Source organism: Streptomyces griseus subsp. griseus (assembly GCF_003610995.1).
In the GTDB taxonomy this organism is placed as follows: domain Bacteria; phylum Actinomycetota; class Actinomycetes; order Streptomycetales; family Streptomycetaceae; genus Streptomyces.
In genome coordinates, this window is record NZ_CP032543.1 from 6,863,788 (window position 1) to 6,883,938 (window position 20,151).

At 72.2% G+C, this 20,151-nt stretch carries 19 protein-coding genes and 2 pseudogenes; 11 read left to right on the top strand and 10 right to left on the bottom strand.

What is annotated here, in order from left to right; genetic code table 11:
• Positions 1-19 precede the first annotated feature (19 nt).
• Entirely contained in the window at positions 20-292 is a 273-nt protein-coding gene (locus D6270_RS30700; RefSeq protein ID WP_109162452.1) for a DUF3253 domain-containing protein, read from the bottom strand.
• Positions 293-459: 167 nt separating this feature from the next.
• Between D6270_RS30700 and D6270_RS30705 the strand changes: the two genes are divergently transcribed.
• On the top strand, positions 460-1,650 hold the full coding sequence (locus D6270_RS30705) for a serine hydrolase domain-containing protein (protein WP_109162451.1): 1,191 nt from the start codon (positions 460-462) through the stop codon (positions 1,648-1,650).
• A 270-nt stretch (positions 1,651-1,920) separates the two neighbouring features.
• Here the strand turns inward: D6270_RS30705 and D6270_RS30710 are convergent, their stop codons facing one another.
• The gene (locus D6270_RS30710) at positions 1,921-2,391 is read right to left on the bottom strand and encodes a DUF1398 family protein (protein WP_318780035.1); all 471 of its coding nucleotides are present in this window, start codon (positions 2,389-2,391) and stop codon (positions 1,921-1,923) included.
• Here D6270_RS30710 and D6270_RS30715 point away from each other — a divergent pair.
• Entirely contained in the window at positions 2,278-2,691 is a 414-nt protein-coding gene (locus tag D6270_RS30715; protein ID WP_225976993.1) for a MarR family winged helix-turn-helix transcriptional regulator, read from the top strand. The genes D6270_RS30710 and D6270_RS30715 overlap by 114 nt on opposite strands.
• A gap of 196 nt (positions 2,692-2,887) precedes the next feature.
• Here the strand turns inward: D6270_RS30715 and D6270_RS30720 are convergent, their stop codons facing one another.
• On the bottom strand, positions 2,888-3,913 hold the full coding sequence (locus D6270_RS30720; RefSeq protein WP_109162449.1) for a chitinase: 1,026 nt from the start codon (positions 3,911-3,913) through the stop codon (positions 2,888-2,890).
• Between the two features lie 695 nt (positions 3,914-4,608).
• Between D6270_RS30720 and D6270_RS30725 the strand changes: the two genes are divergently transcribed.
• The 5 genes from D6270_RS30725 (at position 4,609) to D6270_RS30745 (ending at position 6,466) form a co-directional block, all read left to right on the top strand.
• Positions 4,609-4,893 carry a hypothetical protein gene (locus D6270_RS30725; RefSeq protein ID WP_158650558.1) on the top strand — a complete coding sequence of 95 codons (285 nt, stop codon included), beginning with the start codon at positions 4,609-4,611 and terminating at the stop codon, positions 4,891-4,893.
• Positions 4,881-5,240: a saccharopine dehydrogenase family protein gene (locus D6270_RS30730; RefSeq protein ID WP_151414741.1), complete on the top strand. Its 360-nt coding sequence runs from the start codon at positions 4,881-4,883 to the stop codon at positions 5,238-5,240. Before D6270_RS30725 ends, D6270_RS30730 begins: the two co-directional genes overlap by 13 nt.
• Positions 5,241-5,272: 32 nt before the next feature.
• Positions 5,273-5,581, top strand: coding sequence for a nucleoside triphosphate pyrophosphohydrolase family protein (locus D6270_RS30735; protein WP_225976994.1), 309 nt, complete (start codon positions 5,273-5,275; stop codon positions 5,579-5,581).
• A gap of 63 nt (positions 5,582-5,644) precedes the next feature.
• Complete coding sequence (gene panD / locus D6270_RS30740) at positions 5,645-6,070, top strand: aspartate 1-decarboxylase (RefSeq protein ID WP_109162447.1); 426 nt, start codon at positions 5,645-5,647, stop codon at positions 6,068-6,070.
• 42 nt (positions 6,071-6,112) lie between these two features.
• Complete coding sequence (locus tag D6270_RS30745) at positions 6,113-6,466, top strand: GNAT family N-acetyltransferase (RefSeq protein WP_109162446.1); 354 nt, start codon at positions 6,113-6,115, stop codon at positions 6,464-6,466.
• Positions 6,467-6,506: 40 nt separating this feature from the next.
• Here D6270_RS30745 and D6270_RS30750 read toward each other — a convergent pair.
• The 6 genes and pseudogenes from D6270_RS30750 to D6270_RS30780 all read right to left on the bottom strand — a co-directional run bounded on the left by D6270_RS30750 (position 6,507) and on the right by D6270_RS30780 (position 13,641).
• Positions 6,507-7,276: pseudogene (locus D6270_RS30750) on the bottom strand (PIG-L family deacetylase).
• A 664-nt stretch (positions 7,277-7,940) separates the two neighbouring features.
• Entirely contained in the window at positions 7,941-9,317 is a 1,377-nt protein-coding gene (locus D6270_RS30760) for a type III PLP-dependent enzyme domain-containing protein (RefSeq protein WP_109162444.1), read from the bottom strand.
• Between the two features lie 51 nt (positions 9,318-9,368).
• Positions 9,369-10,166: a family 1 encapsulin nanocompartment shell protein gene (locus D6270_RS30765; RefSeq protein WP_109162443.1), complete on the bottom strand. Its 798-nt coding sequence runs from the start codon at positions 10,164-10,166 to the stop codon at positions 9,369-9,371.
• Complete coding sequence (locus D6270_RS30770) at positions 10,166-11,236, bottom strand: Dyp-type peroxidase (protein ID WP_109162442.1); 1,071 nt, start codon at positions 11,234-11,236, stop codon at positions 10,166-10,168. Before D6270_RS30770 ends, D6270_RS30765 begins: the two co-directional genes overlap by 1 nt.
• 276 nt (positions 11,237-11,512) lie before the next feature.
• The gene (gene gndA, locus D6270_RS30775) at positions 11,513-12,955 is read right to left on the bottom strand and encodes an NADP-dependent phosphogluconate dehydrogenase (protein ID WP_109162441.1); all 1,443 of its coding nucleotides are present in this window, start codon (positions 12,953-12,955) and stop codon (positions 11,513-11,515) included.
• 68 nt (positions 12,956-13,023) lie between these two features.
• Positions 13,024-13,641, bottom strand: coding sequence for a DUF5709 domain-containing protein (locus D6270_RS30780; RefSeq protein ID WP_109162440.1), 618 nt, complete (start codon positions 13,639-13,641; stop codon positions 13,024-13,026).
• A 282-nt stretch (positions 13,642-13,923) separates the two neighbouring features.
• Here D6270_RS30780 and D6270_RS32625 point away from each other — a divergent pair, with 282 nt between their 5' ends.
• The 3 genes and pseudogenes from D6270_RS32625 to D6270_RS30790 all read left to right on the top strand — a co-directional run bounded on the left by D6270_RS32625 (position 13,924) and on the right by D6270_RS30790 (position 17,478).
• Positions 13,924-14,064 (top strand): hypothetical protein, encoded by a 141-nt coding sequence (locus tag D6270_RS32625; protein ID WP_158650559.1) that lies wholly within the window; start codon positions 13,924-13,926, stop codon positions 14,062-14,064.
• A 296-nt stretch (positions 14,065-14,360) separates the two neighbouring features.
• Positions 14,361-15,835: pseudogene (locus tag D6270_RS30785) on the top strand (UDP-N-acetylmuramoyl-L-alanyl-D-glutamate--2,6-diaminopimelate ligase).
• A gap of 128 nt (positions 15,836-15,963) precedes the next feature.
• Entirely contained in the window at positions 15,964-17,478 is a 1,515-nt protein-coding gene (locus D6270_RS30790; protein ID WP_109162438.1) for a carboxylesterase/lipase family protein, read from the top strand.
• Between the two features lie 6 nt (positions 17,479-17,484).
• Here D6270_RS30790 and D6270_RS30795 read toward each other — a convergent pair whose 3' ends face one another.
• Entirely contained in the window at positions 17,485-18,516 is a 1,032-nt protein-coding gene (locus tag D6270_RS30795; protein WP_109162437.1) for an SCO7460 family lipoprotein, read from the bottom strand.
• Positions 18,517-18,801: 285 nt separating this feature from the next.
• Here D6270_RS30795 and D6270_RS30800 point away from each other — a divergent pair, with 285 nt between their 5' ends.
• The gene (locus tag D6270_RS30800) at positions 18,802-19,947 is read left to right on the top strand and encodes a S1 family peptidase (RefSeq protein ID WP_109162436.1); all 1,146 of its coding nucleotides are present in this window, start codon (positions 18,802-18,804) and stop codon (positions 19,945-19,947) included.
• Positions 19,948-20,151: the final 204 nt, after the last annotated feature.

The window sequence follows — 20,151 nt, forward strand, 5'->3', positions numbered from 1 at the left end:
GGGCCGCTCCTGGCCGGTCTCAGCGGGAGCGGCGAATACGGATCGGCCCCCGCACCTCGTCCGGATCGACGGGCCGGCCGCCCTGGGTGATCTCCACCTCTCCGGCCGCCACCAGCCGCCGCGCCGCCCGACGTGCCGGATCCATCAGCGCGCGCCAGCCGTCGTCGTCCCCGTCGTGGACGGCTCGTGCGGCGTTGGAAGGGCAGATGGTCGCGGCGGGCGCGCGCCCGTCCAGCAGCTCCAGGATGGCCGCTTCGAGCTGCTGGTCCTGCTGCTGCTCGGTTCCGCTCATGCCGCCAGTGTCGCATCCGTGTCGGAATATTCCGCTTCGTGGGGCTCGGGAGCCGCCTCGCATGGTGGTGCCAGGCCCACCTGTGACTCGGAGGCAAGCCCCAGTGATCTTCGCGCCGGATCCCGGCATCGTTGTGGTGTCGATCCGCAAGCCGAAGGAGTGCACCGATGCACCGGAAGAAGATCTCTACGAAGCTGCGCAGGGGCCTGCTGGCCGCGACGGTGACAGGGCTCGCGGGGGCCCTCGTGACCAACGTGGCGCTGGCCCAGTCGCCGGTGGAGACCACGGCCGCCTCCGCGCCCCAGAGCAAGCCGACGTCTCTCCAGAGGAGCCTGGACGCCCTGGTCGGCCAGGAGAAGTTTCCGGCCGCGCTCGCCCATGTGAACAAGAACGGCCGGTCGGCCTCCCTGGTCGCCGGCTCGTCCCGGCTGGGCAGGCAGGTCCCGGTGCCCCGCGACGGGCAGGTCCGGGCCGGGAGCAACACGAAGACCTTCACCGCCATCGTCGTCCTGCAACTGGTGGCCGAGGGCAAGGTCCGGCTGGACGAGCCGGTGGAGACCTATCTGCCCGGCCTCGTGCGCGGCGACGGCATAGACGGCCGCCGGATCACCGTCCGCCAGCTGCTCCAGCACACCAGCGGCCTGCCCAACTACACCGAGCACATCGGCCTGGAGGACTTCGCGAAGATCCAGCACAAGTTCTTCCACCCCCACGACCTGCTGGAAGCCGCGCTCGCCCATCCGGCGAAGTTCGCCCCCGGCGCCAAGTGGGAGTACAGCAACACCAACTACCTCCTCGCCGGCCTGCTGATCGAGAGGGTGACGGAGCGTCCGGTCCAGGAGGAGATAACGCGACGCGTGATCAAGAAGGCGGGCCTGCGCCACACCTACTGGCCCCAGCCGGGCGACCGCACCCTCCGTGCGCCGCACCCGCACGGCTACGCGCTCAGCAGCACGGAGAACGGGAAGGTCATCGACGCGACCACCATGGACCCGTCCTGGGGCGGGGCGGCCGGACAGATGATCTCGACCCCGAGCGATCTGGCCAAGTTCGCCCGCGTCCTGCTGGACGGCAAGCTGCTTCCGCCTCGCCAACTGGCCGAGATGCGCAAGACCGTGGACGCCCCGCTGCTGCCCGGCTGGCGGTACGGGCTCGGTGTGTTCAGCATCCCGCTGAGCTGCGGAGGGGTCTACTGGGGCCACGGCGGGGACATCGACGGCTACGAGACACGGGGCGGCGCCACCGACGACGGCCGCTCGGTCGGGGTCGCCGTGACGGCTCTGCCCGGTACGTTCGGCGACGCGGAGAAGGGGGCGCTGGCGGTCATGTCGGCCACGGACACGGCGTTCTGCACGTGACCCGACGCTCTGCGGAGTGCTGACCGGCTGACCGGCCACGGCCGACCGGTCACCGGGAAGCCGGGCGACGCGGGGCACGTGGAGCCAAGGCCGCGGCCACGACGGCGACCGCCGCAGGGTCTTGGCCGGGCGGCTCGGCCTCCGTGCCGGACGGTGTGGGGGCCCGCACGGCATGAGGCGGCGGTATGCCGTGCGGCCCCCCACCCGGACCCGTCGGTGCCAGGTGAACACCTCGTGGTGCGACGGAATGAGCGTTCCGGGACTCGGCACTCACGGGAGGGTGACGGACGGGTAGTCCTCGGTGTAGGACCCGCCGTCCGCGCCGTAGTAGGCGCAGGTGCGAGCTGTGGTGTCGACGTCGTACCAGACGACACCGGCGTCCCAACAGCCACGGACGAAGTCGGGGAATGCCGTCTCTCCGGCCTGATCGGCGCGCAGAGCCGCGACCAAGGCGGCCTCGTCGAATGGCGGGGCGGATGCGAACCCAGTGATCAGCGGCTCACCCTGGACCGCTACGTTGCCGTGCTCGGTGAGGTACAGGAAGGCGTTGGCCGGGACGGCCATGCGGCAGTGGGAGACACCGGCCTGACGCAGGCTCTCGGCAAGGTAGGGAGAGCCGCCGACCTTGTGGCTGACGTCTATGCGGCCGCAGGCGCGTTGCGCCGTGCCGGCGAGGCGCTGGCTGGAGCGGAGGGCCAGACGCAGGCTCGTTGGCAGCTGATGAGCGTGGTCAGTGAGCAGCCGCTGTCGGTGGCTCGCGCCGCGCGCCGCCTAGGAGTCGCACGCCAGGGCGTGCAGCGTATCGCCGTGAATCTCGTCCGCGACGGTCTCGCGGAGTTCCAGGGCAACCCTGACCACCTCACCTCGCCACTGCTCACCCTCACCGATGCCGGGCAGCGGGTCCTGGGGGCGATCACCGTCCGGGCCGCCCCTGCGCACCAGGTGATGGGGGAGGGCATTTCGGTGGACGACTTGGCGGCCGCGCGCTCCGTCCTGCAGCGGCTGACCCAGCAGACGGACATCTGGACAGGCGCGCCGTGAACTCGGACGCGGCGTCGAACTGGGCCGCGGGCCCCACCTCGCGCGGCCGGGCGATCGTCATGGCTGCTGACGCCACGCTCGGGGACCCGGCCGACAAGGATCGCGGTGGCGATCAAGACGGTCGGTGGGCGTTCATGCCGCGAGCCTGGCCCGCCGTGGATGCGGCGTGCCAGGCTCGTGCGGTCGGCGGGGGGTGCTACGAGAGCCCGCCGACGTGCGGTGCCACGGTGTTGACCCAGTTGTCGCCGTTCGCCGCGTCCCAGTTGGTGGACCAGGTCATTGCGCCGCGCAGCCCCGGGTAGGTCTTCTCGGGCTTGAACGCGCCGCAGTTCTCACCCTTGGTCAGGCAGTCCAGGGCGTCGTTCACGATCGCCGGTTCGACGTAGCCGGAGCCGGCGCCCTTGGGAGAGGCGGGGGTGCCGATGCCGACCTGGTCGGCGTCGAGGCCGTTCTCCAGTTGGATGCAGGCCAGCGCGGTCAGGAAGTCGACCGTGCCCTGGGCGTAGACGTTGCCGTCGCAGCCGGCCATCGAACCGCTGTTGTAGTACTGCATGTTGACGACGGTCAGGATGTCCTTCACGTCGAGCGCCAGCTTGAAGTACTCGGAGTCGGGGCTCTGCATGTCCAGCGTCTGCGGCGCCATCGTGAGGACCAGGTCACCACCAGCCTTCTCGGACAGCGACTTCAGCGCCTGGCCCATGTACTGGGCGTTGATGCCGTGCTCCAGGTCGATGTCGACGCCGTCGAAGCCGTACTCCTCCATGAGGGCGTACGTGCTGTCGGCGAACTGCTGGGCCGACTCGGAGTCGTTGACCGTCACGTTCCCGAGCTCGCCGCCGACGGAGATGATGACGGACTTGCCGGCCTTCTGCTTGGCGGCGATGTCGGCCTTGAAGTCGTCCTCGGAGGAGTAGCCGACCGCTGGGTCGAGGTTGAACTCGATCTGGCCGTCGGTGCCGGTGGCGTCGGCGAAGGCGACCGCGATGATGTCGTAGCCGTCCTGAACGTCACCCAGCTTCTGGACGGTTGCGCCGTTGTCGAAGTTCTGCCAGTAGCCGGTGACGGCATGGGCCGGCACGGCCGCACGGGCCTGTGCGCTCTCGGCCGCGCCGGCGGTGCTGCCGAGCGTGGTGGCCGCCATGAGCCCGCCGGCGGCGAGGACGAGGGCGGCACTGCCGCTCAGGAGCCTGTTGCTGCGCTTCTTGTGATGTGTCCGGTCCACGGGAAATCTCCTGGTGCGTGGGGGGAGTTCGCGAACGAGGGGGACATCGGTGGCCACCGACCTGGTGCAGGAGATTGGTTCATACCAATGCTCATGTCAACCCGTATCGTCGCGGTCCTCGTTTATGTGCGCTTTCGCCGTCGCACCTTCACTCCTTACACACGCATTCCCACGCGCCGCGGTGCGTGCGGGGTGACCGGCTTTGACGATGACCTGGCTGTCCACGCAGAACGTTCGCCTCGGGCGCCGCTCGCCAGGATGGTGCGGGATCATCTTGCTGCTGGGGACCTCCTGGAACTGGTCCGGGCGCCGCAGCCGTGGAGATCGAGGATTTCTATACCGGCAACAGCATCGATCTCCTCGAAAACCGCATCGCCACGCGCGTGGCCGACGGGGATCGGCCCGCAGGCGATCACCGCAGCCCGCAGCCCGCAGCCCGCAGCCCGCAGCCCGCAGCCCGCAGCCCGCGGCGCGATCGCGGTCGGGGCAGAGGACCCCGGTGACGAGATCGAGGTGATCACCTCACTCGGGGGTCCTGTGGTGCAAGTGATGCACCACGGGCCCTTCGGTAACGAGTACGAGACGCTCGCTCGCCTGGGCGCCTTCGCGCGTGAAAGAGGGCTGCGCCGCGCCGGTCCGCACCGTGAGGTCAGCCTTGACCCCTTCACCACTCAGACGCTATGGGGTGGGACGTCGTGCCCAGCGACTGCGCCGCCGCCCGCGCCGCTTCCCGGGTCACCGGCCCCGTCCGGCTGAGGATCGCCCTCAAGCTGCTGAGTGCCACACAGCAGGAGGCCGCCGGCCTGAACCTCTTCTCCCGCAGCTCCGTCGCCAGCGCGACGGCAAGCCTGGGACACGAGGTGGGCGAGCTGATCCGAGCTGAGGGCCGGATCGTGGCGCTCCCGGCGCCCAGGAGCGCCTCGTTCGATTTCGGCGACGGCGGCCCGGAGGCGTGCCTGTCCGCCCGATGGGTGACCTGATTACCAGCCACGTCTCCACCGGAGCACCCTCCATCGAGGTATACGTGCAGAGCGGTCCGCCGCTCCCGCTCGGCCTGGATCTCGACAGCCTGCCTGAGGGACCCACGCCGGCGGAGCGTGAGGTGGGCCGGAGCAAGATCCTCGCCGAGGCGACGGGGCGCGACGGCACCGTGGCCCGCACCCTCGTCGACACCCCGACCGGCTACCGCTTCACCGAGCTCTCCGCCGTCGAGATCGCCCGCCGGGTACTCGTGGATGACCACGCCCCCGGCTTCCGGTCCCCGGTCTCCGCCTACGGACCCGAGCTCGTCCTCGCCATCGCCGACAGCCACGGCACCGACCTGTGAACCCCCACCCGCACACCCAGGAGTCGCCACCCATGAGTGACAACGAGGCCGCACCCGAGCACAGCGCACTCGACGCGGCGAACAGCCGCGCACTGCAGGTCCGCGCTCTCTGCGAACAGGTCGAGCAGCAGGTGCTCGGCCGGACCTGGACCCTGCCCGAGCTGGCGGTCGGGTTCACCCGCGACACCGCCTGTGTCGGCCGGCTGGTCCCGGCGGCCGAGGGTACGGGGGTGAGTGGCCCTCCCGGTGTCATCCGGCGAGGCGTCAGCAGAGTCGGCACGTGGTCAGCACGAGTCCTGAGGAACCTGGGGAGCACCGCCCGGGCACGCGACTCGTTGTAGAGTGGGGAAACAGCACTTGACCTGCAAAAACGCAGGCGGGGAGCCTAGCCCAGGAGTACCGCAGTGATGCGCACCATGTTCAAGTCCAAGATCCACCGGGCCACCGTCACCCAGGCCGACCTGCACTACGTCGGTTCCGTGACGGTCGACGCCGACCTGATGGACGCCGCCGACCTGCTGGCCGGTGAGTTGGTCCATATCGTTGACATCGACAACGGCGCCCGCCTGGAGACGTACGTCATCGAAGGGGAGCGCGGCTCCGGGGTCATCGGGATCAACGGCGCCGCCGCACACCTCGTGCACCCCGGTGACCTGGTCATCCTGATCAGCTATGCGCAGGTCGAGGACGCGGAGGCGCGGGCGCTCACCCCGAAGGTCGTCCATGTCGACGCGGACAACCGGATCGTGGCGCTCGGGAGCGATGCGTCGGCGCCGGTGCCCGGGAGCCGTACGGAGCGGAGCCCGCAGGCGGTCGTCGCGGGCGGCTGAGTCTGCCGCTCGCACCCTACGGAACGAGGAGAGCGGAAGCCCATGGCGGAGAACGCTGCTGTAGAGATCAGCGACGACCGGGAGCGTGGCGTGCTCACGGCCTACGAGGACGGGAAGGCCGCCGGAACGGTCGCGTACTTCGTCATGGAGCCCGCTCCGGGCGCGCTCGTGGCCGTCCACACGGTCGTCCGGCCCGAGTACGAGGGCAAGGGCATCGCCGGTGCGCTCGTCCGGAAGTTCTACGGCCTCGCCGCTCAGGAGGGCGTCCCCGTGGTGCCCCTGTGCCCGTATGCGGCGAAGTGGGCGCAGCGCCACCCAGACGAGGCGCCCGCGGCTCCGGAGGAGCTCGTACGGGAGGCGGAGCGGCAGCTCAAGGACCATCCCGAGCTGCTCTGAGGAGCGGCGGACGCCCGGGACCGGCCGGGCGTCCGCCGGCTCACGCGCTCAGTGAGGTGTCTGCCGCGCCCCGGGGGACGAGGTCCTGGCGGATGTACCACTCGGTGCCCAGTACCTGGTGCCGAACGTCCGGTGGCAGAGCGGCGATCCGGCCGGGGGCGGCTCCCCGTTCCACCTCGCTGCGGTGGGCGAGGATCGCCGCCAGCTTCTGCGGGACCCAGGGGCGACGTCGACCGTTGCGGTGATCCATGCGTCGTCGGAGACGTAGAAGGCGTCGGTGGGGGTGCCCGGCCGGCCCAGGCGCCTGCCCACCTCCTCCACGGCCGAACGCGGGTGCGTGGCCAGGTAGAGGGCGCTCGGCTGCCACGGGGCACCCGCTTCGGGGAAGAGCCTGGCCAGCCCCGCCGCCCGGACGGCCAGTGAGGTGACCCGGTGGGTGTGTACGTGGTCGGGGTGGCCGGTCATGCCGCCGTAGGGGTCCGGGGCGATCACTACCCGCGGGCGTACGGCACGGATGTGGCCCACGACGGCGCCCACCGCCTCGTCCAGCGGCGCGTCCAGGAACCTGGGCCGGCCAGGGGCGGACTCCGGAACGCGTGCGTCCGCGTAGCCGAGGAGCCGGGGCGCTCCCGCCCCCAGGATCTCCAGGGCCCGGGCCAGCTCGGCCGCCCGGTGGCTTCCCCCCACCCAGGTCGCGGTGACCACGGCGGTCCGCGCTCCGGCCGCCGCGTGCTGGGCCAGTACGCCGCCCGAGAAGATGGACTCGTCGTCCGGGTGGGCGTGGACGGCGAGCAGGCTCGGCAGGGACATGGCGGGCGCCTTCCTGTCGGTGTACGGGAGAGCGGGCGGTGCGGTGGGGCCGGGTGTCCCACACCCCCGGGCCCATCCCGCCGTGCGGATCTCCGGGTCTCAGCGGGACCGGCGGGTCAGCGGCTCGAAGCCGGCATCGTCGCTGTGGCGCACAGCAGGCGCCCGTCGGCGAAACCGTGTCCGGCTGCCCTGGTGACCGGCAACTCCCGCAGCAGGATACGCGCGTGGGACATCTCGGCCGAGCCGGAACCCGTACTCCCTCATGCGTTGTACGTGTGGACTCGACAGGCGCGGGCAGCCGCACCGGGAGACGGTGGAGGAAAGCTCCATCTGTCCGTTTCATGTCGTTGTGGAGGATCGAAATGACCCACCCGTACCCCGACCCCGTACCGCCGTCGCCGACGCCTCCGCCCGTGCCTGGTCCGCCCACCCCCGTGCCGAGCCCGCCGCCCGTGCCGCCGGGCCCCGCCCCGGTGCCTCCCGGCCCGGCCCCGGACCCGATCCCGCAGCCCCCGGCGCCCGGCCCGGACCCCGTACCGGACCCGGAGCCGCAGCCCGAGCCCGCCGGGTCGTAGCGGGAGCGGAGGGGGCGTAGGGAGGTGCGTGGGGGCGGCCGTCGAGGTCGCTCGCACGCGCGTCCCCGCGCCGACGGCGGGCGGGAGGCTCAGCCGAGGCCCGTCAGCGCGTTCGCGTGCGCCAGGCCGCTCTCCGCGGCGATCGCGTCCATCGTCTGGGCCTCCCGCACCGTCGCGAACACCACCTCGCCGGCCGGTGCCGTGGAGCGGAAGCCGTACACCGCCGGGCGCGGCAGGCTGTTGTACGCCCAAGGGGTGGAGAAGTAGTACGCCCCGGTGTCGTAGAGGACGACGTAGTCACCCTCGGCCAGCTCCGGCAGCTCCCGGCCGTGTGCCACCACATCGCCCGCGAAGCAGCAGGGCCCCGCGATGTCCTGCGCCAGCGCCGGTCCCTGTCTGGGTGAGCCGTCCTCCGTGAACGTACCGATGCGCAGCGGCCAGGAGTCGGGCATGAAGACGGTACGGGTGGCGGTCTGCGCCCCCGCGTGGGTGAGTGCGATCCGGCGTCCGCCCGCGTCCTTCGTGTACTCCACCCGCGCCCCGATGAAGCCGTTCTTCGCGAGCAGCGACCGGCCGAACTCCGTCACGAGTCCGTACCGGCCGGAGAACAGTCCCGGAGCGGCCGCCGTCAGCGCGGCCACGTACGCGGAGTAGGTCGGGTGCGTGGTGTCGTCCGTGAAGTTGACCGGCAGTCCGCCGCCGATGTCCAGGCTGGTCACCTGGCGGGTGCCGAGGCGTTCGTTGATCTCCTCGGCCAGCTCGTACGTCCGCGCCACGCCCGCCGCGATCAGCTCCAACGGGCAGCCCTGGGAGCCGACATGGGCGTGCAGACGGGTCAGCCACGGGCGCGCCTGGAAGGCCTGTACGACCGCCTCCCGGGCACCCGGGTCGCGCAGCGCCACGCCGAACTTCGAGGTGTCCGTGGCCGTGGACATCGGCCCGATCGCCCCGCCGCCCACCTGCGGATTGACTCGCAGCCCGAGGACGGAGGGGGCATCGCGGTGCCGCAGAGTGTCGATACGGCGGAGTTCGTCGATGCTGTCGGCGTTGACGGCCACCCCGAGGGCGAGCGCCAGCCGGATCTCCTCGCGGGTCTTGGCGGGGGAGTCCAGGACGATCGTCCCCGGCGCGAAACCGGCCTCGACGGCGAGCCGCAGCTCACCCGGGCTCGCCACCTCGCACCCCATCCCGCAGTCGGCGAGCAGCCGCAGGACCGGGACGAGGGAGGAGGCCTTGGCCGCGAAGGTGTGCAGCACCCCGGGGCTGTGGGCGAACGCCTCCCGCAGCCCGGCGACGGACGAGCGCACCCCGTCCGTGTGGATGAACCCGGCGACCGGCCGGGACTCGCTCAGCAGCCCCTGCCCGACGGCCGCCCGGACGGCCGCGTCGAAGCGGACGGCGGGGCGTGCGATGGGCGGCGCGGGTGGCTGGGTCGTACGGCCGGAGTCGGTGATGGCTGCCCCCACGGGTCTCGGCCCTTCGGCTCTTCGGCGGACGGCTCGGGAACGGCCCGCCCCTCAGGCGATGAGCGCGACCACCGCCTCCGGCGTCAGCATCCGGAACGTGAACGCCTGCTGGAAGTACAGGTGGACGCTGGTGGCGTCGTGGTCCGCGTAGCCGATCGACAGGTCCTGGCCCAGGCAGAGTTCGAAGTCACCGCCCCGCGTCGAGAGCAGCACCCCGCCCTTCACCGCGGGCGCCCACAGGATCTCGTCGTCCACGATACGCGCCAGGTGGGTCTTGACCGGATACCCGTGATCGGAGGTCTCCGCGGCCTCGGTGAACGCGTCCGCGCCGAGCAGCAGCCGGTACGGTCCGTCGACCCCGGCCAGCCGCAGCCGCGTCACCGCCTGGCTGACCGCCACCGGATAGTCCCGGGCGTCGGCGGGCAGCGGCAGCGGTTCGTGCGAGGAGCCGTCCCGCAGACCGGTGATCCCGGCTGCCGCGTAGCCGTCGATGACCGCCATGTCCTCGGCGAACGCGCAGGTGCGCGCGGCGTCCTTGACGGGCTGCCAGTCGCTGTCGGCGGAGCCGCGCTCCACATCGTCCACGGCCTGCCTGCTCACCGTGAACGGCACCTGCCACTCGATGACCGGCATCGACGTACGCGCCCGGGCCACCACGTCCGGGGTGGGCGGGTCGATGTCCCGGAGATGCCCGTCACCGACCGCGGCCAGCGTCGGGCCGTCCGGATCGGAGACATCGACGACCCGCCGGCCCGCCACATGGCGGCGGAACGTACGCCGGGCCTCCTCCTCGATCTCTTCCCAGGCGGCGGGGGTGACCGGTGCGAGTTCGCGGTGCAGATTGTTCATCACTGGGCGCTTTCTTGCAGGCTGCCGATGCGCAGCGAACCGTGGTCCGACCCGGCGGCGACGGGCCCCTGCCGGACCGGTGCGGGCACCGGTTCCGGCCGGTCCCCGGCACGGACCTGGTCGGGCGGGGGCGGCGGGCCGTCGAGGAAGTCGGCGCGGGGGGCGAAGAAGAGGGAGCCGGTGACCGCCGTGGAGAAGTCGAGGATGCGGTCGTGCGTGCCGGGCGGATCGCCGAGGAACATGTTGCGGAGCATGCGTTCGGTGACGTCGGGGTCGGCGGCGTACCCGATGAAGTACGTGCCGAACTCGCCCTGGCCGAAGTTGCCGAAAGGCATGTTCGCCCGCAGGATGTCGCGTTCGGTGCCGTCCGGGTCGGTGATGGTGTTGAGCGCGAGATGGGAGTCGGCGGGCTTCTCCTCGTCGGGGAACTCCACGTCGTTCAGCTTGGTGCGGCCGATGGCGCGCTCCTGCTCCTCCACGGAGAGCGCGTTCCACGAGGTCAGGTCGTGCAGATATTTCTGTACGACGACATAGCTGCCGCCCTCGAACTCCGGGTCCTCCGCACCCACGAGCGCTGCCGCGCGGGCGTCGTCGCCCACCGGATTCTCCGTCCCGTCCACGAAGCCCAGCAGGTCGCGGTGGTCGAGATAGCGGAAACCGTGCGTCTCGTCCACGATCCGCAGCGCCCCGCCGAGCCTGGTGAGCAGCTGCGCCGCCCACTCGTAGCAGACGTCCATCCGATCGGCCCGGATGTGCAGCAGCACATCGCCCGGGGTCGACGGGGCATGGTGCAGCCGGCCGCGGAGCTCCGGGAACGGGTGGAGGTGGGCGGGGCGCTCCCCGGCGAACAGCCGGTCCCAGGCGGTGGAGCCGAACCCCGTCACACAGGCGAGTCCGGCGTCCGGGTAGCGGAAGCCGAGGGAGCGGGCGACGGCCGCCAGGTCCGGCAGCACCTCTCGCACCGCGTCCTCCCCACCCGGCTCGATCGTGCCGACCAGGAAGAGCGCCGCGCTGGTCAGCGGGGCCACGACGGGCTGGACGGAGACGGGGTCGGGGACGGCTGCGGACATGCGCGGCACTCCAGGCGTCGGATGGATCGTGCGCGTTCGCGTGGGATCGCGTGCACAGGGCTCGTAGCCCACTAAGCCATGCCCTGCGGACGCCCGCACCCGGGGTGGCCCGGCCGGCTGACACCGTCCGGGCCGCCCCAGGCGCAGGCCGACTGGGAGGGTCCCGGGGTGGCCTCGGCCGGCTGGGACCGTGCCGGGGTTGGTCCCGCCGACTCGCACCGCCCCGTGCGCCGCCCCCTCAGGGCTCGCCCCGCCCCCGCCTCCGGCGCGTGCGACTCAGCCGGCCTCGGCCTCGGACCGGTCCCCGCCCCACAGCGTGTGGAACGAACCCTCCCGGTCCGTACGCCGATACGTGTGTGCCCCGAAGAAGTCCCGCTGCCCCTGCGTGAGCGCCGCGGGCAGCCGGTCCGCGCGCAGCCCGTCGTAGTAGGAGAGCGCGGCGGCGAAACCCGGCGTCGGCACACCCTGGCGCGCCGCCTCCGCCACCACCGCCCGCCAGTCGTCCTGCGCGGCCCCGATCTCCCGCCCGAACTCCTCGTCGGACAGCAGGCTCACCAGCTCGGGCCGGGAACCGTAGGCGGCTCTGATCCGGTCCAGGAACGCCGCCCGGATGATGCAGCCCGCCCGCCAGATCGCGGCCACGGAACCGAGGTCGATGTCCCAGCCGTACGCCTCGCTGCCGGCCCGGATCTGGTGGAAGCCCTGCGTGTACGAGACGATCTTCGAGGCGTACAGGGCCTGTTCGACCCGGTCCGCGAACGCCGACGCGTCCGCCCCCTCCAGCGGCTTCGCCACCGGGCCCGGCAGCTCCCGTGACGCCTCGCGCAGGTCCGCGTGGCCCGACAGCGAGCGGGCGAAGACCGCCTCGGCGATCCCGGAGACCGGAACGCCCAGGTCCAGCGCGATCTGCACGGTCCACCGCCCGGTGCCCTTCTGTTCCGCCCGGTCCTGCACGATGTCGACGAACGGCTTGCCGGTGGCCGCGTCCGTGTGCGCCAGGACCTCGGCGGTGATCTCGATCAGATACGAATCCAGCCGCCCCGTGTTCCAGTCGCGGAACGTGTCGGCGATCCGCGCGGGGGAGTACCCGGCGACCCGGCGCAGCAGGTCGTACGCCTCCGCGATGAGCTGCATGTCCGCGTACTCGATGCCGTTGTGCACCATCTTCACGAAGTGCCCGGCGCCGTCCGGGCCGATGTGCGCGGTGCACGGGGTGCCGTCCTTCGCCTTGGCGGCGATCCTCTCCAGCATCGGGCCCAGCGACTCGTACGACTCGGCCGATCCGCCCGGCATGATGCTCGGGCCGTGGAGCGCGCCCTCCTCGCCGCCGGAGATGCCCGCACCGACGAAGTGGATCCCGCGCTCGCGCAGCTCCTTCTCCCGGCGGCGGGTGTCCTCGAAGTGGGCGTTGCCGCCGTCGATGATGACGTCGCCGTCCTCCAGGAGCGGCGCGAACTCCTGGATCACCGCGTCCGTGGGGTCCCCGGCCTTGACCATGATCACCAGGCGCCTGGGCCGCTCCAGAGCCGCGACGAACTCCTCGGGGGTGCGCGCGGCGACGAACGTGCCCTCGTCGCCGAACTCCTTCACCAGGGCGTCGGTGCGGGAGGTCGTGCGGTTGTGCACGGCGACGGTGAAACCGTTGCGGGCGAAGTTCCGGGCCAGGTTGCGGCCCATGACCGCGAGTCCGGTGACGCCGATCTGGGCGGTGCCGTTCATCTGTGTGCTCCTGCGCTTCCGGGGACGTTCGTTCGGTCAGGGGGGTACGGGACGGGGGACGGCCGCGTTCACGTGCCGTCGGCGGCGGAGCCTTCGACGGGGGAGCTGTCGCCATGAGAGCCGTCGACCCGGGAGGTGTCGGCATGAGAACCGTCCACACGGGGGCCGCCGTCCTCGGAAGCCCCGTCGACGAGCGCGCCGTCCGGCAGCGAACCGTCCAGCAGGGCGTCGTCGTCCCCGTCCTCGGGGATCACATGCATCGCGGCCTCCTCGGCCGACGCCGCCGCGCCGTCGATGCCCACATCGCTGGCGGTGAGCGTGGCCGGGACGCTGCCCTCCGCCTGCTGGGTCAGCCGCCCGGCGCGGGCGACGCCGACCTTGCCGTCCCAGAGCTCGCCGTCCCCGCCCGCCAGGTCTCCCACGCCGTCGCCGGTGAACCCGGGCGCCTCGGGAAGTTCCCTGGTCAGCCGCGCCTCCAGCGACTCGCCCGTGAGGCTTTCGGCGGCTGTGGTGCCGAGTCCATCGACCACCCAGGGCCGGTCCGGCGGTGAGTAGCCCTCGTCGAGGGGGTCGCCGGTGCCTGAGGGGTCCAGCAGCGTGTCCTCGGCGCCGAGCTGTTCATCGGGGTCGGAAGCCTCCGGCTCCTGGGGCTGGTAGACGTCGTCCCCCCGGTCGGTGTCGCTCATGGCGCGTCCTTTCCTCGGGAGAGAACCACTGTCCCCTGTACGCAATTCCACTCCGGTACCGCTCCGGCCGCAAAGGGAAGATCGGAATCCGGCACTCCGCCGTGGCGCGCCCACCGGGTCCGCACGGAACCCGCACCCCTGCTCCTCCCGCCCGCCGACGGCCCTGACGCGCCTTGAGGGGCCCTGGTCCGGCGCGAGGACGTGGCCCGCTCCGCCCCGAGGGGGTGCCCCGGTCCGGCCCGAGCGGACCGGGGCACGTCGGGCCGGACGTACACTCGGCTCATGGGTCGTAGCGCCGAACCGAGGAAGAGCCCGCACCGGGCCGCCTCCGCGCTGCCCCCGGACGGGCCCCCCGCCGCCGCACCGGTGCCCGCCGACGCGGCGCCCGGAACGGGCCGTACCGCGCTGCACGGCCACGGCTAGCGGTCTTCGGCCTCCGCGGACCCGGGCCGACACCCCGGTCCGTCGCCCCTCCCACGAACGACTCCGGCCTCTCCGCGCCGGAGCGAGCCGCCGCCCCCGGCCCGCGCCGGATGCGCGATCGGCCCCCGGCTCGGCACACCGATCACGCGCACCACACCTGACTGATTACGTCACGCATCACGCATCACGCATCACGCATCACGCATCACGCATCACGCGGCACACGGCGCCTCCGCCCGTGCCGCCGCCCGGCGACGGCCGCTGAGACGGGCCGAGCCGCACTCGAAGGGACCACCGTGAAGCTGAGCGACCTACTGGCCGGGCAGGACCACCACGTACTGCAGGGAAGTCCCGAGCGCACGCGGATCACCGCCGGTACGACGTTCGACGCGGACCGGGTCACCCCCGGCTCGGTCTTCGTGGCGGTCCCCGGCCACGCGGCCGGCGGTCCCGACGCCGTCGCACCGGCCGTCGCCCGCGGCGCGGCAGCCGTCGTCGTCGACGCCCAGGCCCCACCTCTCCCCGCGTCGGCGGGCGACGTGTGCGCGATCCGGGTGCCGGACGCCCGCAAGGCCGCGGCCGTCATCGCCTCGCGCTACTTCGGTGAGCCGGGCCGTGCGATGGACCTGATCGCGATCACCGGGACCAACGGCAAGACCTCCGTCTCGTACATGGTCGAGTCGGTGCTGCGGCTCGCCGAGGGCGCCCGGGTCGGGGTGATCGGCACGGCGGGGAGCCGGATCGGGGACGAACCGATCCCGATGCCGCCCTCCGCGCTCTCCACCCCCGAATCGCCCGACCTCCAGTACCTGCTGAGCCGGATGCGGGACAGCGCGGCCGGCAGCGTGGTCCTGGAAGCCACCTCGATGGGCCTGCTGACCCACCGTCTGGACCGGACCTTCGTCGACGTGGGCGTCTTCACCAATCTGTCGCAGGACCACCTCGACGACCACGGCACCATGGAGCACTACCGGGACGCCAAACTCCGCCTCTTCCAGGGGCTGTGCCGGCGCGCGGTCATCAACGCGGACGACCCGGTCGGTGCCGGCATCCGGGAGCTGATGCCCGACGCTGTGACCACGTACGCGCTGGACGGCCCGGCGGACTACCGCGCGACCGATCTGGTGGTGGACGCCGCGGGGACCCGGTTCACCCTGCACCACGACGGCCGGAAGTACCCGGCGGCGATCCCGTCCCCGGGCCGGTTCTCGGTCTCCAACGCCCTGGCGACGGTGGCCGCCTGCCATCTGCTCGGCCACGGCCTGGCCGGACTGGTCGACGCGCTGGACCGGATGCCGCAGATCCCCGGCCGCTTCGAGCGCCTCCACACCCCGGGGGAACCTCGGTGATCGTGGACTACGCCCATTCTCCGGACTCCCTCAACAAGGTCCTGACCACGGTCCGGGGCTTCGCCAAGGGGCGGATCATCACCGTCTTCGGCTGCGGCGGCGACCGCGACACCACCAAGCGCGCCGAGATGGGCACCATCGCCGGTACCCACTCCGACCTGTGCGTCCTCACCTCGGACAATCCCCGCCACGAGGACCCCGAGGCGATCCTCGACCAGATCGCACCGGGCATCACGGCCACCGGGACGCCGTTCGAACGGTTCACGGACCGCCGTGCGGCCATCGCCTGCGCCCTCGCCTCGGCGGGACCGGCCGACATCGTGCTCATCGCGGGCAAGGGGAGCGAGCCCCACCAGATCGTCGGGGACGAGCTGCTGCCCTTCAGCGACATGGCCACGGTGCGCGAACTGATCGGCCAGTAGGCGACCGGGTCCCGGGCCCACCCCGCCCACCTGCGAAATGGCGTTGGTCGCCGGGCGGCCCGGCTGACATCCTTGCCACCGCGCGCCCGAACGCCGGGCGGGCGGAGCAGGGCGGGGGAGCGGCAGCCGTGGATGTGTTCACCACGCGGGCGGGACGGGTGCGGGGGCGGCGCTCCGAGCGGGACCCGGGGATCGTGACCGTACGCGGACTCCCTTACGCCGCACCGCCGTTCGGCGCCGACCGGTTCCGGGAGCCACGTCCGGCGCGGGCCTGGGACGGCGTACGGGAGTGCACCGCGTACGGCCCCGTGGCGCCCCAGTCCGCCGAACTGCCCGGCTCCCCGGTCTGGTCGCCCGGGGACGAGGACGTCCTCACGCTGAATCTCTGGGCGCCTGCCCACGGGTCCGGCGGTCTGCCGGTGCTCGTGTGGATCCACGGCGGGGCGTACGTCTTCGGCTCCTCCGCCCAGCCCGACTTCGAGGGCACCGCCCTCGCCGCCCGGGGGCTCGTCGTCGTCACGCTCAACTACCGCCTGGGCTTCGAGGGGTTCGGCCACGTCCCCGCCGACGACGAGGGGCCCGCCTGCCCCGACAACCGGGGGCTGCTGGACCAGATCGCCGCCCTGGAATGGGTACGGGACAACATCGCCGCCTTCGGCGGCTCACCCGGGCGCGTCACCCTGGCCGGACAGTCCTCCGGGGCCACCTCCGTGGCCTGCCTGATGGCGGCCGACCGGGCGCGCGGGCTCTTCCACCGAGCCATCGTGCACAGCGCCGTCAACGCCTGCGCCACGGTCGGACAGGCCGCCCGCACCACCGCCGAGGTCGCGGCTGCGGCCGGGGTGCCCGCCACCCGTGCGGGGCTGCTCGCCGCCGCACCGCGGACGCTGGTGACCGCCTCGGACCAGGTCGCCCACCGCTACCGGCAGGATCCCGGTTCCGGGCAGCGCCACTACGATCCGGCGATCTACGGCCCGGTCGCCGACGGGGTTCTCCTGCCCTCCGACCCGCTGGACGCGTCGGCCGCCGAGGGGGCGGAGGTGGAGCTGCTGGTCTGCCACACGACGGAGGAATACTGGCTCCTGGACGCGGTGGGCAGCAGCGCCAAGGTCACCACGGAACAGCAACTCGGCACGTTCGCCGCAGACTTCGGCCTGTCACGGCAGCTCGTCGACGCCTACCGCGACCGCCTGCCGGGCCCCGCTCCCGCCCTCGACGTCTATCTCGCCCTGTACGGAGACCTGCTCTTCGCCGAGTACAGCAGCCGGCTCGCCGAGGCCCACGCCCGGTCAGGCGGACGGACCTTCCTCTCCCGCTTCGACCGCCGACGCGGCGGGGACGGCGGACGGGTGCGGGCCTGGCACTGCGCGGACATCCCCTTCGCCTTCGGGAACCTCCACGACGAGAACCTCCACTTCCTGATGGGCGGCCCGCCCGGCCCGGCCGACCACGAGCTGTCGCACCGCATGGCGGGCGCCTGGGCCGGGTTCGCCGCCCACGGGGACCCGGGCTGGGCTCCTCTGGGCGGCGGCGGAGAGGGGAGTGCGGTGCGGGTGTGGCGTGCGGCCGGGGAGGAAGCCCGGGAGACCGACGCGTTCCGTGGTCCGTGGGACGCGGCGGGGCTGCCCCTGCTGGCCCCGTGACACGGCCTAGTACGGCGGCAGCCGCAGCGCCCCCGTACCCTCGCGTACGTCGTGCACGATACGGATCTTCCCGACCGGGTTGCCGTGCTCGTCCGCCGTGACCAGGACCGCGTCGTCGCTGTTGACGCAGCGACCCCGCTCGTCCGGCTCGGGGCAGAAGAGCAGATAGCCGGTCTGCCGGTCGACCCGGCCCGGCTCCAGGCGCCACACCCACTGATAGGTGGTCATGACCACGTTCGGGTAGGTGGCGCGCAGCTCCTCCCGCACGGCGTCCTGGACCGTCTTCCCGAACGCCTGGCTCTCCTTGAAGGGCCGGATCACGCGGGCTCTGCCCGCCGTGTCCACCTGGCCGTCCACGATGTCGTAACTGGCCGCGTGGTGCGTGTGCTTGGTGAGGGAGGCGATCAGGTTGCCGCGGGTCAGCCGCATCATGGTGGGCCAGGACTCCTTGCCCCGGTTGCGCTTCTCGGCGACGGCGGGGGAGACCACGTTCACGTACGAGGCCTTCGCCTTCGCGAGCGGGCTGTCGGCTCCGCTCGCCGCGACCCAGCGCTGCACGCAGCCGCCGATGCCGGCCAGCTCCCGCTGTACGGTGGCGTTGGTCAGCTCGGCCACCACGTACGGTGCCGGGCCGGGGGAGCCGAGGGCGATGACCTCGTAGCCGCACGCGTCGAACGCGTCCCGCAGGATCCGGTAGGCGTCCGCTTCCGCCCGTCCGCGCGCCACGGCCTCCTTGAGCACCCCGGCGCACTCCTTGCCGTCGCAGGTGCCCTTCTCGGCGTTGATGCGCAGCCGGACCACGGCGTCCCGGTCGTCGGCCACCGCGAAGGTGACCTCGGAGCCGCCGGTGCCCGGGAAGAGGGTGCGGGCCCCGATCGCCTTGATCTGCCCGGGGAAGTGCTTGTCGGCCAGCTCCTCCGCCGCCCGGCGGTCCTCCTTGGTGGTGACCACCCCGCAGGCGCTCACCAGGGCCACCAGCGAACCTGCCAGTACACAGGTGGCGGCGGCTCTCCACTGTCTGCGGCGTGATCCGGCCATGGTCTGCTCCTCGGAGTGGTGCTGCCCTGTGTTCCTGTGACAGTAGGACCGGAAGCCGTGAGGCCGGATGAGTACGCCTACTCAAACCCGGTACGCGGTCTTCTCGCGACCGGGTGGGAAGGTCTCCGTACCACCTCTCGTCATTGGCATGGACCTGCCTATAGAACTCCGCTACAGTCCGGGACGACGCATCTGAGAGCGCTCTCAAAAACTCGATCCGGATGTACTCCCGGATGCCTCCCGTTCCACCCCCACGTCGCTGGAACAACAGGAAGGGTCACTCCCTTGAGACACGCAACCGTTCTGCGGACCGGCCTGTCCGCGCTCCTGGTCCTCGGTGCCTGGACCGCCGTCGGCCCGTCGACCGCCTCCGCCGCCCCCACCGACTCCGCGGAGCTCCCCGCCTCCGCGGCCCTGCTCTCCGCCATGCAGCGCGACCTCGGCCTGACCGAGGGTCAGGCCCGTACGCGGCTGGCCGAGGAGAAGGCGGCGACGGCCCTGGAGCCGAAGGCGCAGCGCGCCGCGGGCTCCGCCTACGCCGGGTCGTGGTTCGACCCGGCGACCGGCAAGCTGACCGTGGCGGTCACGGACGCCGCCAAGGCCGGTGCCGTACGGGCCGCCGGCGCGCAGACCCGGATCGTCGAGAACTCGGCGGCCCGACTCGACGCCACCATGAAGCGCATCGACGCCCTGAGCGCGCCCGACGGGGTGGCCAGCTGGCGCGTCGACCCCGCCACCAGCCGTGTCGTCGTGAACGTCGTCGACTCCGCGCAGGGTGACAACGATGTCCGCGCCTTCGTCGCCAAGGCCCGCAAGGCCGGGCCCGTCACCGTGGAGCGGACGGCCGGGGCCCCGCAGACCTTCGCCGCCGGAACCGTCGGCGGCGACCCGTACTACACCGGCAACGTCCGCTGTTCGATCGGCTTCTCGGTGCACGGCGGCTTCGTCACCGCCGGTCACTGCGGACGCGCCGGGCAGCAGGTCCGTGGCTGGGACAACTCCTACATCGGCAACTTCCAGGGCTCGTCCTTCCCCGGCGACGACTACGCCTGGGTGAACGTCGGCAGCGGCTGGTGGACCGTCCCGGTCGTCCTCGGCTGGGGCACCGTCTCCGACCAACTGGTGCGCGGCTCGAACGAGGCCCCGATCGGCGCCTCGATCTGCCGCTCCGGCTCCACCACGCGCTGGCACTGCGGCCGGGTCCTCGCCAAGAACGAGACCGTCAACTACAGCCAGGGCGCCGTGCACCAGATGACCAAGACCAGCGTCTGCGCCGAGGGCGGCGACTCCGGTGGGTCGTTCATCAGCGGCGACCAGGCCCAGGGTGTCACCTCGGGCGGCTGGGGCAACTGCTCCAGCGGCGGTGAGACCTGGTACCAGCCGATCAACGAGATCCTCAACCGGTACGGGCTGAGGCTGCACACCGCCTGATCCGGGGGAGCCGCACGGCCGGCTCCCGTGGGCGAGGTGAACGCGTACGACAGGTGCCCGAGCGGCCCCGCCCACGGGTGGGGCCGCTTCCGTGTGCCGGTGGCCGCCCGCACGCGTACCCGCCTTCCGGGCGATTCGCCACCCGCCGTCGCATTGGCCCGTTACCTCAACGCCCTTTGCGCGGCGCATCGTTCACAAGCTATT

Excerpts from the sequence above, each read along its gene's own strand:
- D6270_RS30700 (WP_109162452.1), bottom strand. The coding sequence starts at position 292 with ATGAGCGGAACCGAGCAGCAGCAGGACCAGCAGCTCGAAGCGGCCATC.
- D6270_RS30705 (WP_109162451.1), top strand. The coding sequence starts at position 460 with ATGCACCGGAAGAAGATCTCTACGAAGCTGCGCAGGGGCCTGCTGGCC.
- D6270_RS30730 (WP_151414741.1), top strand. The coding sequence starts at position 4,881 with ATGGGTGACCTGATTACCAGCCACGTCTCCACCGGAGCACCCTCCATC.
- D6270_RS30735 (WP_225976994.1), top strand. The coding sequence starts at position 5,273 with ATGAGTGACAACGAGGCCGCACCCGAGCACAGCGCACTCGACGCGGCG.
- D6270_RS30745 (WP_109162446.1), top strand. The coding sequence starts at position 6,113 with ATGGCGGAGAACGCTGCTGTAGAGATCAGCGACGACCGGGAGCGTGGC.
- D6270_RS30765 (WP_109162443.1), bottom strand. The coding sequence starts at position 10,166 with ATGAACAATCTGCACCGCGAACTCGCACCGGTCACCCCCGCCGCCTGG.
- D6270_RS30770 (WP_109162442.1), bottom strand. The coding sequence starts at position 11,236 with ATGTCCGCAGCCGTCCCCGACCCCGTCTCCGTCCAGCCCGTCGTGGCC.
- gndA (WP_109162441.1), bottom strand. The coding sequence starts at position 12,955 with ATGAACGGCACCGCCCAGATCGGCGTCACCGGACTCGCGGTCATGGGC.
- D6270_RS30780 (WP_109162440.1), bottom strand. The coding sequence starts at position 13,641 with ATGAGCGACACCGACCGGGGGGACGACGTCTACCAGCCCCAGGAGCCG.
- D6270_RS32625 (WP_158650559.1), top strand. The coding sequence starts at position 13,924 with ATGGGTCGTAGCGCCGAACCGAGGAAGAGCCCGCACCGGGCCGCCTCC.
- D6270_RS30795 (WP_109162437.1), bottom strand. The coding sequence starts at position 18,516 with ATGGCCGGATCACGCCGCAGACAGTGGAGAGCCGCCGCCACCTGTGTA.